We start from the raw sequence: 16021 nt of genomic DNA, 5'->3' as shown, positions 1-16021 counted from the left end.
CAAAAAAAGGAAATCACAAAATTTCTTGATGTTGTTTTGCTAGGCTAATAGATTTTTTGTACTTTTGCCCTTGGAAAAAATAATCAGTATGAAAAAGATGCTTAGAGCAGTCCTGCTCCTCTGTGCGGCCCTGATGGTCTGTGGCGGAGCATGGGCTCAGTCGAATAAATGGCGGGATGTCTATAAGGCGAAGAAGAAGGACACCCTTTTCGGTATCGCCAACAAGTATGATATCTCCCTCCCGGAACTCATGGAGGCTAATCCGGAGATGAAGAAAGAAGGCTACACCCTTCAGCATAATGACTTTGTCTTTATTCCCTATACGAAGAACCATCCGTCACCGCAGGGTACGTGGCAGGTCAATCCTCCTGCCGCCGCTACAACGGCAGGTTCGGGCGTTCCGTCGGCACCGCAGCGCCGCAAGCAGAGCTCTACGTTGCGTGTCGGTGTGATGTTGCCCCTTCATGATGTTGATGGTGACGGTCGTCGTATGACGGAATATTACCGTGGAATCCTCATGGCCTGTGATGACTTGAAACGCAGCGGTTACAACATCGATATCCGTGCGTGGAACGTGCCCGTTGATGCCGATATCCGTAAGACACTCCTTGAACAGGGCGCCAACGACCGGGATATCATCTTTGGTCCGTTGTATACAAGTCAGGTGGCGCCGTTGGCTGATTTCTGTAAGGCCTACGACACGAAACTCGTCATCCCGTTCTCGATCTCCGGTGATGAGGTGGAGCGCAACAACCATATCTATCAGGTATACCAGAGCCCCTCAGCGTTGAACGACAAAGCCATCAATGCCTTTCTGGAGCGTTTCACCAATGTACATCCTGTATTTATCGATTGTAATGATACGACGTCACGGAAAGGTAATTTCACTTTTGGACTCCGAAAGAAACTCGAGGGGCGTGGCATCAAATATTCCATCACGAATGTGAAGAGTTCTGTCGCTGTACTGGCGAAGGCCTTCGACCGTTCCAAGCAGAATGTGGTCATCCTCAACACAGGCCGTTCTCCGCAGTTGAATGAGGTCATCACCAAGCTTGACGCGCTGACAGCCGCCAATCCCGGTATTGCGATCTCTCTCTATGGCTATAATGAGTGGCTGATGTATGCCCCTTATGATCTCGATAAGTTCTTCAAATATGATACTTATATTCCGACAAACTACTATGTCAACGAATCGAGTGCGAAGACCATCGACCTGCAGCGGGAGTACAAGCGATATTTTGGAAAGGATATGATCTATGCTCTGCCGCGTTTTGCCCTTACGGGTTACGACCAGGCGATGTTCTTCCTTCAGGGACTGAAGATGAAAGGGCAGACTTTCGACGGACAGAGAGGGCAGAGCAGTTATCAGCCCGTACAGACGCCGCTGAAATTCGTGAAGACGAAGAAGGGGGGCTATCGCAATGACAACTTCCAACTCATCCATTATACGCAGAATCGGAATATTGAGTCGATTGCTTACTAAAGCCTTACCCCCAACCCCTTCCGAAAGGGAGGGGAGTAATATGTCTGTTCCCATTTCTCCTATTTTATGAAAATGAAAATTCTTTTAGCAGCTTCCTTGTTGCTTCCTTCTATAACTGCCTCGGCGCAGATCGGCCAGCACCGGAACGTTTTTTCCGTCGGTGTCAACGGAGGCGTGTCGCTCTCGAAGATCGCTTTTCAGCCAGAGGTGACGCAGAGTCAGCACCTCGGCCCGACATTCGGTATTCTCTTCCGTTATACGCCGGAGAAATACTTCTCTACCATCTGTTCCATTCAGGCGGAAGTGAACTATACTGCTATGGGCTGGAAGGAACGCATCCTTGATGTCAACAATCAAGGAGTGCCTCTCTCCGATGGTTCCGGAATGCAGCACTATAGTCGTACGATCAGTTATGTCCAGGTACCGCTGCTGACGCATCTCGCCTGGGGTAAAGAGAAGAAAGGACTCCAGTTCTTCGTTAATCTTGGTCCTCAGTTCGGTTATAAGGTAGGGGAATCGACAGACTGCAACTTCAATGTCCGTGAAGAGATGCAGAAAGTGTCTACGGGAACGTCGTCACGTTCCAATGTCACGATGGCACAGGACACGATGTCCGTAGAACATGCCTTCGACTATGGTATTGCCGTCGGTGCCGGTTTCGAGTATGTCCATCCGAATATCGGTCGTTTCTTTATTGAGGGCCGTTATTATCTCGGTTTGGGAAATATCTACGGTTCTACAAAACGGGATTATTTCCAGCGCAGTGACTACAATAATATCTTGATAAAGGTAGGTTATATCAGGGATCTGTGAAAAAACAATCAGCCCTCTGTACAACGTCGTACAGAGGGCTGATCATTTTTCTCTATTCTACATTTTTGTTTTCTATTTTCCGTTATGATTTTGGAGCTATGCGCCAAAATCATCTCAGCGCTTCGCCTACACAGGAGTTCGGGCGCTGGATATGAAGCATGGCACAGACTGTTGGGGCGATATCTGTCATATACGTTGTGCGGTTCGTCTCTCCCGGCGTGATATGCCAGCCGAAGAAGATGCAGGGGATATGGGCATCATAGGGATTCCACTGTCCGTGCTGCGTACCCTTGTAGTTCGCACTCGTATCACTCGTTCCGAAATATTCGGCCCGGGGAATGATGGTGATCTCTCCACTGCGCTGACGGCAGTAGCCGTTGATGATCTTTGTCTTGATGGGCTCGGGGACGGTAGCTTCGGCGGCATGCTCGTTGTCGACGACGAAGAGGAAGTTGGGATCTTTCCGTAGTTCACTGATGGCATAGTCGACGACCTCCTGTTTCTTCACGCCATGGGCGGCGATGATACTGTCGTTGAGGAAGATCTGGTAGTTGTCCTCCGTGATGACGGGCTGGAAGCCGAACTTCTTCTGGATGGCAGTGCCGAGGTCCTCGGCGGTCTTGTTGTAGTCCCATCCTCCGGCGGCGATACGGTGAGCCTCAAGCTGGTTGAAGTTGTGAGCGGCACCGTGGTCAGCGGTGAGAAAGAGGAGATAGTTGCCTTTCCCGACTTTCGCGTCGAGATAGGAGAGGAAGGAGGCGAGTTCCTTGTCGAGCGTCATATAGACATCATGGTTCTCCTTACCACGTGTGGAGAACTTATGCCCGATGGCATCGGTGGAGGAGACACTGATGCAGAGCATGTCCGTCTGGTCATGCTGACCGAGTTGCTCACCGTCGATGGCGGCCTCGGCCATCTTGAAGGTATAGGTCACGCCGAGATTACTCGTCTTGATATTGAATTTCGATTTTGTATAATATTGTTTGTTGAAATCAGTGACCCATTTCGGCAAAGTCTGCATGTAGAATGTCGACGAGACGAAATGGCCCGCGTCAGTATCCCACCAGTAGGCGTCATCAGCACTGCGACCGGCGGGGAGAATGGCGGCACGGTCTTTCAGGGCCACGCCGATCACCTTACTCTTATAGTCGGTAGCGAGGTGCAACTGATCGCCGATGGTTGTGGCCCAGAGGTTCTTCGGACTCATCTGTCCGTCCTTGCCGTCTGAACCCACACTCTTCACGCTCGGGTCCGTACAGGCATAGACATACTTATCGTCGATACAGAAATAGTTACCGGCGATACCCGTCAAGGCTGGGACGGACCCCGTGTAGATACTGCTGTGGCCGACGGCGGTGACCGACGGGACATAGGGCAGCATACAATTCTGATAGTTGTAGCCTTCCTTGACGAGGCGTTTCAAGCCGCCTTCACCATACTCGTTCTCATAATAATAAAGGTAGTCCCAGCGCATCTGGTCTACGACGAGGCCGACGACGAGCTTCGGCCGTTCGGTCTGTGCCATTGCTGCCAGTGAGAGGCAGAACAGGAGGGCGAGAGAAAAGATTTTCTTCATAATCTGTTGAGTTGTTATTCTTCTGAGGTGCAAAAGTACGAAAATTGTTGCGAAGATTTTGCAATCTGACAAAAAATTCATAATTTTGCAACAATTATCAAAAAAAGATCTACTTATGTTTGAGAATCAACCAAAAGGACTTTACGCTTTGGCCCTCGCCAATACCGGTGAGCGCTTCGGTTATTACACGATGCTGGCTATCTTCGTGCTCTTCCTCCAGGCCAACTTCGGCTGGGGAGAAGGACTTGCCGGTACCGTTTATTCCACATTCCTCATGCTGGTCTATTTCCTGCCTATCGTCGGTGGCGCCGTCGCCGACAGGATCGGTTTCAGCAAGTGTGTCACCTTCGGCATCATCGTGATGTTCCTTGGCTACCTGCTCCTCGCCGTTCCTGCCGGAGCCGGTGCCTTTGCTATTGTCATGATGTCTGTCGCCTTGTTGCTCATCAGTGTCGGTACCTCTCTCTTCAAGGGTAACCTGCAGGTGATGGTCGGTAATCTCTATGATGATCCGAAATACAAGGATCAGCGTGATGCCGGCTTCTCCATCTTCTACATGGCTATCAACATCGGTGCCCTCTTCGCACCGACGGCAGCCACGAAACTTCACGCCTGGGCCATGAATTCCCTCGGCGCCTCTGAGGCTTCCGCCTATCATTATGCCTTCGGCGTGGCCTGTCTGTCGCTGGTCGTCTCCATGGCAATTTATTATGGTTTCAAATGGACCTTCAAACAGGTGATCACGGCCAAGAAGGAAACGGGAGCGGCCGCTGAGGCTACGACTGTAGAGGCCCATGAGGAGACGCCGGAGGAGAAGGCTGACACCCATAGTCGTCTTGTGGCCCTCTTCCTCGTCTTTGCTGTCGTGATTTTCTTCTGGATGGCGTTCCACCAGAATGGTCTGACGTTGACGTATTTCGCCCGTGACTTCACGCAGACGACGGCCCGGGGGCTTGTCGGCATGCTTTTCGACGTGACGAACCTCCTCGGTGTCATCGTCCTCGTCTATGCCCTCTTCGCCCTCTTCCAGGGAAAGACGGCCAAGGGAAAATCTATTGCTGGATTCGTTATTCTGGCATGCGCTGCCTTCCTCGGATATAAATATCAGGAGGCTGCCGGTCATGCGGTCAATGTCGACGTGCCCCTCTTCCAGCAGTTCAACCCTTGTTTCGTCGTGATGCTCACGCCGGTGAGCATGGCCCTCTTCGGCTGGCTGGCCAAGAAGCAGAAAGAGCCTTCCGCACCGCGGAAGATTGGCTATGGTATGCTCGTTGCCGGATTGGGCTATGTCATCATGATCGCCGCGTCTATCGGACTGAGCTATCATCTCAACGGTTATCCCGCCAATGATCCGCAGCGTGTCAGTCCTTTGTGGCTCGTCAGCACCTATCTCGTACTGACCTTCGCAGAGCTCCTCCTTTCGCCGATGGGTATCAGCTTTGTCAGTAAAGTAGCGCCGCAGAAATATCAGGGTGTGATGATGGGTTGCTGGTTCGGTGCCACGGCCATCGGTAACTTCCTCGTACAGATTCCCGCCTATCTGTGGAACAACATTCCGTTGGCCGGTGTGTGGGGCGTACTCGTCGGTCTCTGCCTCGCCTCCTTCATCTTCATCTTCTCCGTGATGAAGAAACTGGAGAAGGTTTGCTAGGACCGCACCCTACTGTCCGCTGTCGGTACGATTTGATGCATTTTATGCGAAGAAACAGATTATATCTCATCCTTATTGTCGTCGCCGTCTGTCTCATAGGCTTTCTCTTATGGGGCGGCCGGCGATGGTGGCATCTATCAGACAACTGACGAGGTCTATCCTTTCGAGAACCTCGATGCTGCGGCAGGGACGAGCTATGCTTACCATGTCTATTCCCTCCGTACCTATTATGACGAGCAGGCTGTCTCTGAGGCTTCCAACAAGATCAATGTTGACCTCACGGCAACGGGTATCGCCACGGTGAAGGATGATGAAGTTACCGGTACACGTGAGTGCTATGACCTCAGTGGTCGTCGTGTTGCTGCCAACGGGTATGGACTCTTTATCGTCCGTCAGAACGGAAAGGCTGTAAAAGTAATCAAGTAGGGAAATGATTCTTCATGTTCCGCTATGATATGAAAAAAGACAGAGTAACCGATTTTACATATACTGCGAAGTATAGGTTTGATCTGTTACCCTGTCTTTTTATGTGACCACAATTATTCTTTGCTACCCATGAGGCAGAAGATGAAGGTGGCGATGGATGTGATCGCGCAAATGGCGGCAGGAATAAAGAAAATGGGGAGTGCCATGATTGCTAGAAGTTCAGTCGGTGATGCCTGTCCGGAGGTGAAGAGCGCATAGTTGTCGGAGCTCATAATCCAGACATCGAGAAAGATGTTTGTCACGAAACTGATATATACCCACCAGGGGCTGTGACCGCCATCGTTGAGGCGGCGTGCGGTGACGGCAAGGAAGCACAGTGACCAGATGGTGTCGATCACCAAGCCCACAGTCGTTGAGGAGAACGGACTGAGGATGATACTTCCGATGATCATCACGAGGACGTTCCACCAGAACTCGCTCTTGTTGGCGCGGCCGGTGAAGTTTGTCAACTGGGTGAAGTTTCGTTTCACGGCCTCTGTGAAGCCGACGTAATGGTTGTTGTTGTTTTGTTCCATAGTAGTGATATTTGTTTATAGTGTGAAAAATCAAATGTGATCTTTTTACAGGGTGCGGCTATTTCTTCAGCAGGTCCGGTCTAAGGCGTTTCGTTCGCTCAATGGCTTGGTCGAGTTCCCACTGGCGGATTTTCGCCTCATTGCCCGAAAGGAGGATCTCCGGAACTTTCCAGCCTTTATAGTCGGCGGGCCGCGTATAGATTGGCGGGGCAAGGAGGTCGTCCTGGAAACAGTCGCTCAGCGCGCTCTGCTCGTCGCTGATACTCCCCGGGATGAGGCGGACAACAGCATCGGTGATGATGGCTGCGGGCAGTTCGCCACCCGTGAGGACATAGTCGCCGACGGAGATCTCGCGTGTGATGAGATGGTCGCGGACACGCTGGTCAATACCTTTATAATGTCCACAGAGGATAATCATATTCCCTTTCAGACTGAGGTCGTTGGCGATATGCTGGTCAAACTGTTCCCCGTCGGGAGAGACATAGATCACCTCGTCATAGTCACGCTCGGCCTTCAGAGCAGAGATGCAGCGGTCGATGGGCTCACACTGCATGACCATACCGGCGGAGCCGCCATAGGGGTAGTCGTCGACGCGCCGCCATTTGTCGAGGGTATAGTCACGGAGGTTATGGAGTTTGATCTCTACGAGGCCTTTTTTCTGTGCCCGTGCGAGGATACTCTCGTTGAGGAAGCCCTCAATCATCTCCGGCAGCACGGTGATAATATCTATTCTCATTGTCTTATTCTTGGTCTTATTCTCGTTGTTTTTTCTGATTACTGTTGCAAAGATACGCATTTTTTTGTATTTTTGCAAAAGTTTATTTGAAAATCAGATATGGCAAACGAGAAGATGAACGAGATGCGACAGATGGTTGACCAGCTCAACCGTGCTGCCGATGCCTATTATAATGGTCGTGGGGAACTCATGACTGACTTTGAATGGGATGCCCTCTTCGACCGGCTGAAACGGCTGGAGGCGGAGACTGGTGTTATCCTCGAAGACTCTCCGACGCATCATGTGTCGGCAGACACTGTCGTTGGTCAGAAGGAGCCCCATGAGTTTCCCGCGTTGTCCCTGGCAAAGACGAAGAACGTCGCTGATCTCGCCAAATGGTCTGAGGGACGTCCCGTATGGCTGTCGTGGAAACTCGATGGCCTGACGCTCGTCGTGACCTTTGATAACGGCCGACTGACGAAGGTCGTCACACGTGGTGACGGACATATCGGCACGAACATCACCCATCTTGCCGCTGCTATCGGCGGTATCCCACAGACGATCCCGTCGAAGGGACATATCGTCATCCGTGGCGAGTGTGTCATCTCCTACGCTGATTTTGAACAGTTCCTCCTGGAGAGTGACGAGGATTATGCCAATCCGCGTAACCTCGCCAGTGGTTCGTTGACATTGAAGGATATTGATGAGGTGCGTCAGCGCCATCTGCAGTGGATCCCCTTCACCCTCGTGCATGTCGATGAAGAAATCCCGACATGGGGCGTCCGCATGGACTTCATTAAGCAGAATGGCATGACGCCCGTGGAACATGAGTTGCTCACCGATCCTACCGTGGAGCATCTTCAGGAAGCTATCGACCGCTGGACGCTGCGTGTCACAGGCGGTAAGGACGGGCGGAAAGCCAAGGATCTCAATCCTTATCCCGTTGACGGCCTTGTCCTGGCTTACGACGACTATGCCTATTCACAGACGGGTTCCGTGACGGGCCATCATGCCACTCGTGCCGGTTATGCTTTCAAATGGGCCGACGAACAGGCGCCGACGACACTCGATCATGTGGAGTGGAGCTGTGCCGCCTCCACCATCTCCCCCGTGGCTGTCTTCAAGCCTGTGGATCTCGAAGGAACGGTGGTGAAGCGTGCCTCCCTGTGCAATATCTCCGAGTGTGAGCGCCTCGGCATCGGTGGCAAGGGCACTGAACTGCGTGTCATCAAGGCCAACAAGATCATTCCGAAGGTTATTGCCGTCACGCAGGCTGTCGGTGATTTGGATATACCCTCCGTTTGTCCCGTCTGCGGTGCGCCGACGAAGATCATGACGAGTGCTGTCAGTGGTACGAAAACCCTCCACTGTACCAACCCTGCATGTCCGGCGAAACAGTTGCGGAAGTTCACGCGTTTCGTTTCCAAGGCCGGCATGAATATCGACGGCATTAGTGAACAGACCATTGCCCGTTTCGTCAACTGCGGTTGGATCCGTGAGTATGCCGACTTCTACCGTCTGGGCAGTTACCGTCAGGAGATGGCGGCCATGGATGGTTTCGGTCAGAAGAGTGCGCTGAATATCCAGCGTGCCGTGGAGAAAAGCAGGGGAGAGGCGGAGGCCCGCCGTTTCCTCTATGCCTTGAATATCCCCCTCGTTGGTCAGGATGTCTGTAAGCGTCTCCTGGCACAGTATCCTCTTGAGAAACTCATCGCTATCGCTGCCGGACGCGCAGAAGAGAAGATGCCACAGTTGCAGTTTGAAGGATTGGAAGGTCATGAGGGTGTCTTTGCCACCATCCCCGGCATTGGTCCTGAGAAGAGTGCCGCTGTCGTCCGCTGGTTCTCCGATACCGACAACTACGCCATGGTGGAGCGCCTCGTGGAAGTTCTCGGCGGTTACGGCGCTATCAAGCAGGAGAGCGGGGAGCCGAAGGGGGCTCTTTGTCAAGGCCTTACCTTTGTTATCACGGGCGATGTCCATCATTACAGGAACCGCAATGCCTTGAAGGCTTATATTGAGTCGCAGGGCGGAAAATGTACGGGCAGCGTGTCGAAATCAACGTCTTTCTTGATTAATAATGATGTCAATTCTACATCAAGCAAGAATCAGAAAGCTCTTCAGTTGAATATACCTATTATTTCAGAGGATGAGTTCGTCCGCCGTTTTACGGAGGGACAGGAATAAATCCATATAATGAAACTTAAAACAGCATAGCAGTCATGAAAGCAGAACAAGTCCCGCATATCGTTATTGGTATCGACGTGGGCATCTCAACCACGAAGATCGTTGGCATCAGCCGTGCCGGGAAGGTGTTGTCACCATTCCGTATCCGTGCCACGGATCCTGTGACGTCGCTCTATGGCGCTTTTGGGAAATATCTCCACGACAACAGTATAGCCCTCTCCGAAGTCGATCATGTCGTTCTCACGGGAGTCGGGGCAGCCTATATCAACGAACCGATCTACGGTCTGCCGACGACGAAGGCTGAGGAGTTCCTCGCCGATGGTCTCGGAGCCCGTTATGAATCGCAGTTGGAACGGATGATCGTCGTCTCCATGGGAACGGGCACGAGTCTCGTATACTGTGACGGTGACGACATCCATCATATCGGTGGCATCGGTATCGGTGGCGGCACCCTCGCCGGTCTGGCCCGTATCATTCTTCAGACGGATGACATCAAGACCCTTGTCGGTCTGGCCATGAAGGGAGACGTGACGAATATCAACCTCCTCATCGGTGATATCAGTGCCAAGCCGCTGCCCGGTCTGCCGATGACGGCCACGGCATCGCTCTTCAGTAATGCCAAGGCCAATGCAAGCAGGGAGGATATCGCCATCGGGCTCATCCACATGGTCCTTCAGGCTATCGGGTCGGCGACGATCCTCAGCAGTAATGGCACGGGCATCCGTGACTTCGTCATGATCGGCAACCTCACGCTGTTGCCGCAGTGTCAGGAGGTATACCACTCGATGGAGAAGCTCTATCATGTGCGGTTCCATATTCCTAAATACAGTGAGTTCTGTACCGCCATCGGAGCGGCATTGACGGGAATCCACTCGTAGCGGCGCCCTTTACGGCGGCCCTAACGCCACGATTCCCCCGTTATGGCGGAACATGATGAATCATGTCCCTACAAGAAACAACAAAACAAAATGAAAGAGAAAAAACCACGGAAACGGACATCCTTAAAAGATCTGGCGGAGCGCCTCGGCGTGAGTATCGCCACGGTGTCGCGGGCACTGCGTAACAGCCACGAGGTCGGTGACGAACTCAAGGCGCGCGTGCAGGCCCTCGCTAAGGAACTCAACTATCGTCCGAATCCTTTTGCACAGAGTTTGCGTAAGGAAGCACCGCATATCATAGGTGTCATCGTGCCGAATCTCGTGACCCATTATTTCGCTGCCGTCCTCGATGGTATTGAGGACTATTGTCAGAACCTCGGCTATTCCGTGCTCAGCGCCAATAGTCATGAGAGTTATCTCAGGGAGTCTAAAGCGATCGACAATTTCATCGACATGCATGTAGAGGGTGTCATCTGTTGCTTGGCTCAGGATACCGTTGACTATACGCCCTTCGAGCATCTTCGTGAGATGGGGATCCCCCTCGTCTTCTTCGCCCGTACCTGTATGGAAGATGAATTTTCCCAGGTCGTTGGCAATGGGGATGTCGCCGCCCAGGAAGCCGTGCAGCATCTCATCGATGAGGGCGCCCGCCGTATCGCCTTCATCGGAGGACCGAACACGTTGAATATGGTCACGCGACGTAAGCATGGCTATCTCCAGGCGTTGCGGGATAACCGTATTCCCATTGATAGGAATCTCGTATGTTGTGATAAGATCGATTTCGACACGGCCCGAAACAACACCATCAAACTCCTGAAGAGTGAGCATCGGCCCGATGCCATACTAGCCTTCAATGATATCATCACCTATGCCGCCTTTGACGCCATCAAGGCATGTGGACTTCGTATACCCGATGATGTGGCCATCATTGGATTCACGGATGGTGACAGTGCGGCCTTTGTTACTCCACGACTCTCGGCGATCATGGACCAGGCCCGTGTACAGGGACTGAAGGCCGGGGAATTGCTTATGCGTGCCATCAACGGTGATCAGAAAGTCTATCGGGAGGTTGTTCCGATGATTCTCCGCACCCGTGAGAGCAGTGAGCGTGCGTAAACGTTTGCACATGTTGTGCAAACGTTTGCCTTTCTAAAAGTGCAAAAATCAGTATCTTTTTGCTTGAGGTATGAGATTCTTGTCGTACCTTTGCAACAGAAAACAAAAAGATATGACAATCGCGTCATAGATAGCCAATGCCTCTGAAACTTCAGTAGGTGTTAGTGCAAGTATAAAGGAAAAAGATTGTGACCTACATAGGTACAGTTCGCTAAGGTTAAGACAAGAAGATTGCTCAGGACGATAAATGGTTTTAAGATTTAGGTTTTAGGTTTTTAGATGTATTGTTAGTTTGTAGTTTGTGTTTTGGTATAAATGATTGTTAGGTAGAACAAAGGTCATAGAAAAAGATTTTAATTAGTTTTTGTTGATTTAGTGAGTATGAAAATCCCGGCTGCTGCTGAAGCACCCGGGATTTTTCGTATGTATTTGATCAATCATGTACCGACAACGGGAAAACGTTGTCACTCGACGTTCCTACGAAGAACTTGTAGGGTCCGGGCATCGGGCGCATGGTATTCGACTGTGGATCCCAAGAGGTGAAGGCATCGTCACTGAGGGGGATGGTGACGGTCTGGGTCTCTCCGGACTGCAGGGTGACACGGCGGAAGGCTTTCAGACTCTTGATAGGACCGTCGGTGTCGGCGGTGCGTTTCACGTAGACTTGGATGACCTCTGTACCTGCGCACTTGCCTGTATTGCTCACCATCACCCGGATATTACGGTCTTTGTATTCGGGTTTACTGAGACGGAACGTCGTGTAGCTCAGCCCGTGGCCGAAGGCGAAGAGAGGCTTTCCTTTGAAGTAGCGGTAGGTGCGGCCCTTCATGTGATAATCGGTGAAAGGGGGCAACTGACGGTCATCACGATAGAATGTCACGGGGAGTTTTCCGGAGGGATTGACCTTACCAAAGAGAATCTCTGCGACAGCACGTCCTCCTTCCTCACCGGGATACCAGGCCTGGAGGATGGCAGCACAGTGTTTACTCTCGGGAACGAGACCTACGGCACTGCCGGAGCAGTTGACGAGGATGACGGGTTTCCCCATGGCGGTGAGGCGGCGGATGGCGGCACGCTGAGCCTCGGGGAGTTCGATGGTCGTACGGTCACCGCCATTGAATCCCGGTGCGTTGACTTTCATCTCTTCGCCTTCGAGACGAGGAGAGAGGCCACCGACGAAGATGATGGCATCTGCATGCCGGGCTTCTTGACCGATAGCCTCCCAGGATGCGGAATCTTTCACGAGACCACAACCTCCGATGAAGACCGTCTGTGGAGCGAGGGATTGAATTCCTTGCAGTATCGTCGTGGTATGCGAGGGTATCCCGTTGTAGTTACCCCATTGCATCGTGGAGTCGGTGGCATTAGCCCCGACGACGAGGAACTGCTGCTGAGGATTGAGGGGAAGGATATTCTTTTTGTTTTGTAAGAGAACAATGGTCTCACGGGCCATCTGCAGGGCAAGCTCACGGTGTCCACGACTGTTGACGGTGGAGAAGGGAATCTGTCGCCAAGACACTTGTGCTGTCGTGTCGATATCTCCTAAGGAGAAGCGGGCCGTGAGGAGGCGGACAACACTGCTGTCCACCTTTGCTTCGGGGATAAGGCCGGCCTTCACTGCCTCGCCAAGATGCTTGTAGTTGCTGCCGCACTCCACGTCAGTGCCCGTACTCACGGCCTTCGCCGAGGCTGTGGCGGCATCAGGGGCGTAGCCATGTCGCCCCGGGCGCCAGAAGTCACCGATGGCGCCGCAATCACTGACGACGAGGCCTTTGAAATGCCATTCGTCGCGCAAAATCTGTTGCAGCAGTCGATTATTACCACAGCAGGGCTGTCCTTCAAAACGCTGATAGGCACACATCACCTCTGCCACATGCCCCTGTTCTACGAGGGTCTTGAAAGCAGGGAGATAGGTCTCCCAGAGATCCCGGGGCGGGAGATCCTCGATATCCATCTGATGGCGCAAGTTCTCGGGGCCGCTGTGAACGGCAAAATGCTTGGCACAGGCGAGGAGCTTGCGGTAAGGAGCATCCTCGGGACCTTGCAGACCACGGACGACAGCCAGGCCCATCTGACTGGTCAGATAAGGATCTTCACCGTAAGTCTCCTGTCCCCGTCCCCAGCGTGGGTCACGGAAGATATTGATGTTCGGAGTCCAGAACGACAGTCCCTGATAACGTTTGAACGATCCTTCCTGTCGGGCCTTCTCGGCCTTGGCACGGGCCTCATCGCTCACTGCTGTATAGACTTGTTGCAGTAAGGCGGGGTCAAAGGATGCTGCCATACCGATGGTCTGCGGAAAGACCGTGGCGAGGCCGTTACGGGCTACACCATGCAAGGCCTCGTTCCACCACTGGAAGGCGGGGATGCCGAGACGTGGAATGGCCGGGGAGTTGTCCATCATGAGAGATGTTTTCTCCTCAAGGGTCATTTCGTTGCAGAGCTTTTTTGCCCGTTGTTGGAATGTTGTGTTCTGGCTGTAAGCACAGACGGTCAGTCCGCAGAAGAGTAATGTAATAATTTTAGGTTTCATATATATGTAGTTTGTTTTTTTGTGAGAATGTCTTTTGGGCTGATCCTGCGCCTCCTTGCGCTTGCAAAGCGCAAGCACCGGACGGCAGGCCATCGGTGGGGCAGGACGGCCACAAGGGCCGCACCCTACTATTCGTAAGCGTCGAGGCGGTCTCTCCAGAGATATTTACGTGTCTCATGGACGATGATGCCGTTGAGACAGATGAGGGAGATGAGGTTCGGGATGGCCATGAAGGCGTTCATGCAGTCGGAGATGTTCCAGACCACGCCGAGGTCCATGACGGAACCGACAAAGATGGCGATGATATAGATGACACGGTATACGAGCATCCATTTGCGACCCTTGAGGTATTCCATAGCCCGTTCACCATAGTAACACCAGCCGAGGATGGTGGAGAAGGCGAAGGTCAACAGACCGAAGTTCAGCAACGGCTCCCCGATATACGGGATCTTTCCGAAGGCAACCTTTGTCAGTGTGGCGCCGTTCTCCCAGGTGATGTCGGGGTAGGCGAGGACGGAGCTGACAATGACGATGCCTGTGATGGCACAGATGACAACGGTGTCCCAGAAGGTTCCCGTAGAGGATACGAGGGCCTGACGTACGGGGTTACGCGTCTGTGCTGCAGCGGCGACGATCGGGGCTGAGCCGAGACCGGACTCATTGGAGAAGAGGCCGCGGGCGATACCATAACGGGCGGCGATGAGGACGGAGCCTCCTGCAAAACCGCCTCCGGCAGCCTCAGGGGTGAAGGCGGAGGTCACGATGAGTTTGATGGCCGGCCACACATACGGGGCGTTGACCCCGAGGATATACAGACAGCCGAGGACATAGAAGAGGGCCATGAAGGGCACGAGGATCTCACAGACTTTCGCGATGGCTTTTACGCCACCGAGGAGAACTGCGGCGGCAAAGCCACAGATGACGAGGCCGGAGATCCACGGTGCGATGCCATAGGTGTTCTGTGCCAGTGTGGCGATGGCGTTGGCTTGTACGGTATCGCCGATGCCGAAGGAGGCGAGGGTGGTGAAGATGGCGAAGAGGATGGCGAGCCATTTCCAGCCAAGACCTTTCTCCAGGGCGTACATCGGACCGCCGAGCATACGGCCGTCTGAGGTCTTCTCGCGGTATTTGATGGCCAGGAGACCCTCACTGTATTTCGTGGCAATGCCGAAGACACCCGTGAGCCAGCACCACAACACGGCGCCAGGTCCGCCGAGGGCCACTGCCGTGGCCACGCCGATGATATTTCCTGTTCCGATGGTGGCGGCGAGGGCTGTGGCGAGGGCACCGAACTGGCTGACGTCGCCCGATGCCTCCTTATCTTTCGTCACACTGAGTTTGATGGCCGTGAAGATCTTCCGTTGCGGAAAGCGCAGGCGGATGGTGAGGAAGATATGGGTACCGAGGAGCATGATGATCATCGGGACGCCCCAGATGAAATCGCTCAGGTTCTGAAAGAAGGTGGTTATAGTGTCCATATTCATTTATTTCATCACAATATTCTCAAATCCTAAAGCCCTTAACATTTTGTCCATTTGCGACTGCATGTTCTCGCGGGCCTGACGGAGATTTTCCTTCGTCAGGCAGCGGGCTTTCATCTTTTCGCAGGCCTTCCTATAGAGGGCCTGACGGTCAGCCTCTGTCCAGGATCCCGTCTCGTAGAAACTCTTCGTTCGTGCCTCATCGATGAAGTTGGGGTCGAGAAGATGGACTTGCGGGAGGTTGACAATTACCGTATCACCATTCTGGCGGATCCATCCCGCCTTAAGGTCATGGGTGTCGATGCCGATGTGCAGCGTACCATAGTAGATTCTTGCGAGATGACTGTCGCCCCAGAAACTCGTGCGGGTCGTGTCGACGAGTTCCTCATCACTGATGGAGAGAAACTCCCACTCACCGATATCCTCGATCTTCCCAATGATGGTGGGGGATAGGGTCGTCGTGGTCTCCGATGCCGTCTCTATATGATTGTCGCGGTTGATCCACCACAGCATACCGATGGCGGCGCAGACGGCGATGGCGATGGCTGTATATAATTGTAGGGTCTTCTTCACTTGCTTCATATGCT

At 52.9% G+C, this 16021-nt stretch carries 13 protein-coding genes; 7 read left to right on the top strand and 6 right to left on the bottom strand.

All coding sequences use genetic code 11. From position 1 onward, the window contains the following. The first annotated feature begins 88 nt into the window (after nt 1-88). Complete coding sequence (locus G604_RS0106500) at nt 89-1483, top strand: LysM peptidoglycan-binding domain-containing protein (protein WP_028909869.1); 1395 nt, start codon at nt 89-91, stop codon at nt 1481-1483. Nucleotides 1484-1549: 66 nt separating this feature from the next. Beyond that, nucleotides 1550-2296 carry a porin family protein gene (locus G604_RS0106495; RefSeq protein WP_028909868.1) on the top strand — a complete coding sequence of 249 codons (747 nt, stop codon included), beginning with the start codon at nt 1550-1552 and terminating at the stop codon, nt 2294-2296. Nucleotides 2297-2405: 109 nt separating this feature from the next. On the opposite strand, the gene G604_RS0106490 is transcribed toward G604_RS0106495, so the two are convergent. Then, entirely contained in the window at nt 2406-3872 is a 1467-nt protein-coding gene (locus G604_RS0106490) for an alkaline phosphatase family protein (RefSeq protein WP_028909867.1), read from the bottom strand. Between the two features lie 115 nt (nt 3873-3987). Between G604_RS0106490 and G604_RS0106485 the strand changes: the two genes are divergently transcribed. Together G604_RS0106485 and G604_RS15630 are read left to right on the top strand one after the other, a co-directional pair. Then, nucleotides 3988-5523: a peptide MFS transporter gene (locus G604_RS0106485; RefSeq protein ID WP_028909866.1), complete on the top strand. Its 1536-nt coding sequence runs from the start codon at nt 3988-3990 to the stop codon at nt 5521-5523. A gap of 300 nt (nt 5524-5823) precedes the next feature. Next, a complete protein-coding gene (locus G604_RS15630; RefSeq protein WP_255347078.1) occupies nt 5824-5949 on the top strand; it encodes a hypothetical protein in 126 nt (41 codons plus the stop codon). Between the two features lie 113 nt (nt 5950-6062). Here G604_RS15630 and G604_RS0106475 read toward each other — a convergent pair whose 3' ends face one another. Continuing rightward, nucleotides 6063-6524 (bottom strand): DUF805 domain-containing protein, encoded by a 462-nt coding sequence (locus G604_RS0106475; protein ID WP_028909865.1) that lies wholly within the window; start codon nt 6522-6524, stop codon nt 6063-6065. Nucleotides 6525-6582: 58 nt separating this feature from the next. Further along, on the bottom strand, nt 6583-7260 hold the full coding sequence (gene trmD / locus G604_RS0106470) for a tRNA (guanosine(37)-N1)-methyltransferase TrmD (protein WP_028909864.1): 678 nt from the start codon (nt 7258-7260) through the stop codon (nt 6583-6585). 99 nt (nt 7261-7359) lie between these two features. Here trmD and ligA point away from each other — a divergent pair, with 99 nt between their 5' ends. The 3 genes from ligA (at nt 7360) to G604_RS0106455 (ending at nt 11420) form a co-directional block, all read left to right on the top strand. After that, nucleotides 7360-9426: an NAD-dependent DNA ligase LigA gene (ligA, locus tag G604_RS0106465; RefSeq protein WP_028909863.1), complete on the top strand. Its 2067-nt coding sequence runs from the start codon at nt 7360-7362 to the stop codon at nt 9424-9426. A 35-nt stretch (nt 9427-9461) separates the two neighbouring features. Beyond that, the gene (coaW, locus tag G604_RS0106460) at nt 9462-10304 is read left to right on the top strand and encodes a type II pantothenate kinase (RefSeq protein WP_036904765.1); all 843 of its coding nucleotides are present in this window, start codon (nt 9462-9464) and stop codon (nt 10302-10304) included. 90 nt (nt 10305-10394) lie between these two features. Next, the gene (locus G604_RS0106455) at nt 10395-11420 is read left to right on the top strand and encodes a LacI family DNA-binding transcriptional regulator (protein WP_028909861.1); all 1026 of its coding nucleotides are present in this window, start codon (nt 10395-10397) and stop codon (nt 11418-11420) included. Nucleotides 11421-11853: 433 nt separating this feature from the next. On the opposite strand, the gene G604_RS0106450 is transcribed toward G604_RS0106455, so the two are convergent. From G604_RS0106450 to G604_RS13720, 3 genes are all read right to left on the bottom strand, one after another. Continuing rightward, nucleotides 11854-13953 carry a glycoside hydrolase family 3 C-terminal domain-containing protein gene (locus G604_RS0106450; protein ID WP_028909860.1) on the bottom strand — a complete coding sequence of 700 codons (2100 nt, stop codon included), beginning with the start codon at nt 13951-13953 and terminating at the stop codon, nt 11854-11856. Nucleotides 13954-14081: 128 nt separating this feature from the next. Continuing rightward, the gene (locus G604_RS0106445; protein ID WP_028909859.1) at nt 14082-15431 is read right to left on the bottom strand and encodes an alanine/glycine:cation symporter family protein; all 1350 of its coding nucleotides are present in this window, start codon (nt 15429-15431) and stop codon (nt 14082-14084) included. Nucleotides 15432-15437: 6 nt separating this feature from the next. Then, on the bottom strand, nt 15438-16016 hold the full coding sequence (locus G604_RS13720) for a DUF4230 domain-containing protein (protein WP_036904763.1): 579 nt from the start codon (nt 16014-16016) through the stop codon (nt 15438-15440). Between the last annotated feature and the right edge of the window lie 5 nt (nt 16017-16021).

The organism is Prevotella sp. AGR2160, assembly GCF_000424185.1.
Taxonomy (GTDB): Bacteria; Bacteroidota; Bacteroidia; order Bacteroidales; family Bacteroidaceae; genus Prevotella.
This window is presented reverse-complemented; position numbering and strand designations above follow the sequence as displayed.